The organism is Bordetella petrii (assembly GCF_020991325.1).
Classification (GTDB): Bacteria; Pseudomonadota; Gammaproteobacteria; order Burkholderiales; family Burkholderiaceae_B; genus Bordetella_A; species Bordetella_A petrii_E.
On record NZ_JAJMLX010000431.1, the window covers coordinates 1 to 2,370 of the forward strand.

Consider the following 2,370-nt stretch of genomic DNA (forward strand, 5'->3'; position numbering starts at 1 on the left):
CTGCAGGGCGCGCCGCGATTTCAGCATCAGCACATGGCTGTCGGCCGCCAGGCGGGCCCAGCGGTGGCGCAGCGATGCATCGTCGGCCGCGCCGGTGCGCGAGGCCAGCGCGTGCACCTGCTCCAGTTCCTGGGCGAAACGGACCAGGCGCGGAATAAAGTACGTGCCGCGCTCGAAGCTGGCGGCGGCCATGGCGATCTTCCATCCCTGGTTCTCGGCGCCCAGCAGGCAGTCGGCCGGCACCCGCACATCCTGGAAGAACACCTCGCAGAATTCCGCCTCGCCGGTCAGCTGGCGTATGGGCTCGACACGCACGCCGGGGTCGTGCATGTCGACCAGCAGGAAGCTCAGCCCGCGATGGGGCGGCGCATCGGGATCGGTGCGGGCCAGCACGAAGCACCAGCGCGCCCGGTCGGCGAACGATGTCCAGATCTTGTGCCCATTGAGCAGATACCCGCCGGGGGCCGCCTCGGCGCGTGTGCGCACCGAGGCCAGGTCGGAACCGGAACCGGGTTCCGAGTAACCCTGGCACCACACCTCGCGGTTCGACAGAATGCCGGGTAGATAACGGCTTTTCTGCGCCGGCGTGCCGAAGTGCAGCAGGGTGGGCGCCAGGATGCCATGCCCGATCAGGTTCACGCCCAGCGGCGCCCCGCAACGGGCATGCTCTTCGTGGAAAATCGCCTGGCGCTGCAAAGGCAGTTCGCGGCCGCCATGCGCGCGCGGCCAGCCCAGGCCCGACCATCCGCCTTCGCATAGCGCGTCTTCCCAGGCCTGGCGGAAATCCAGGCTGGCGGGATCGGCCGCGCCGGGCCAGCCGCGCACGAACCGGGCGTAGCGCCCGGCCAGCCAGTCGCGCAGGCCGGCCCGGAAGGCTTCATCGCTTTCCAGCGCATCCAGCGCCTGATGGTCAGCCAGATGATTCATTGCAGGCGGATATTGGATTCGCGCGCCACCTTGGCCCAGGTGTCGATGTCCTGCCTGATGAACGCCGCGAACGTCTTGGGATCGCTGCCGATGATGTCCAGGCCCAGGTCGGCGAACTTCTGCTTCACCTCGTCGCGTTGCAGGGTCTTGGCTACGGCCTGGTAAACCTTGTCGATCGCCTCGGGCGGCGTGCCGGCCGGCGCCACCAGCCCCAGCCAGGGCATGGCCGAATAGCCGGGCAGGCCGGACGCGGCCACGGTGGGCAGGTCGGGCACGGACGCCGAAGGCTGGGCCGTGGTGACGGCCAGCGCGCGCAGCTTGCCGTCCTTCACGAAAGGCCCCGACGACGCCCAGGCATCGAACATGACCTGCAGGCGGCCGGCCACCAGGTCGGTCAGCGCGGGCGAGCTGCCCTTGTAGGGGATGTGCTCCATCTCGACGCCGGCCATGTGCTTGAACAGTTCGGCCTCCAGGTGGGTGGAACTGCCAGCGCCCACCGACCCATAGCTGACCTTGCCTGGGTTTGCCTTCAGGTAGGCGATCAGTTCGCCCACGGTCTTCACGGGCAGGGACGGGTGCACTTCCAGCACATGCACCACCGAGGCCACCTGGCTGACCGGCGCGAAATCCTTGATGGGGTCGTAATTGACCTTGGCATAGGTGCTGGGCGCGATGCCCAGCGACGAGGCTGCCATCAGCAGGGTGTAGCCGTCGGGCTTGGCGCGCGCCACATAGTCGGACGCGATCATGGTGCCGCCGCCCGGCTTGTTTTCCACGATGACGGGCTGGCCCAGCTCGGTGGTAAGGTGTTCGGCCACCAGGCGCGTCATGATGTCGGTGGCGCCGCCCGGCGAAAACGGCACCACGATGCGCACCGGCTGCGAAGGGTAGCCGGCCTGGGCCCAGGCCGGTGTGGTGGCGGTTGCGGTGGCCAGTGCAATGCCGGCCAGTATGTTCTTCAACATGATGTCTCCTCCTGAACGATGGACTACTGCGAATGCGGCAGGATCAGCGCGTCCAGTACGGCAACGCCCTGCCCCGCCTCTTTGACCAGCAGCGGATTCACTTCAATTTCCGCTGCCTCGGGCGTAGCCAGCAGCGCTGCGCCCACGGCGACGATCGCCTGGCAGGCCGCGGCCACATCGGCCTTGGGCTTACCCCGGTAACCGTCCAATAACGGGAAAACTCTCAGCTCGCGCAGCATGGCTTCAGCTTCCTCCAAGCCCACGGGCAGCACGCGGTGGCTGGTGTCGCCGTACAGTTCGGTCAGCACGCCGCCCAGGCCCACCGTAAGCACCGGGCCGAACACCGGATCGCGCGTGGCGCCGATGATCAGCTCGGCCACGCCGCTTTCCATGCGCTGCACCAGCACGCCGTCGATCCGCGCCCGTGGCGCGTGGCGGGCCGCGCTGGCCTGAATGCGCGCGTAGGCCTGGCGTACCG

Annotated in this window: 3 protein-coding genes; all 3 read right to left on the minus strand. The window is 68.3% G+C overall.

What is annotated here, in order from left to right; genetic code table 11:
- A partial coding sequence (locus tag LPZ50_RS24125; protein WP_230665373.1) for an acyl-CoA dehydrogenase family protein occupies nt 1-927 on the minus strand: 927 nt, incomplete at its 3' end.
- The gene (locus LPZ50_RS24130) at nt 924-1,892 is read right to left on the minus strand and encodes a tripartite tricarboxylate transporter substrate binding protein (protein ID WP_230665374.1); all 969 of its coding nucleotides are present in this window, start codon (nt 1,890-1,892) and stop codon (nt 924-926) included. The genes LPZ50_RS24130 and LPZ50_RS24125, both read right to left, overlap by 4 nt.
- A gap of 23 nt (nt 1,893-1,915) precedes the next feature.
- On the minus strand, nt 1,916-2,370 hold a 455-nt coding region (locus tag LPZ50_RS24135; protein ID WP_230665375.1), incomplete at its 5' end, for an acetate--CoA ligase family protein.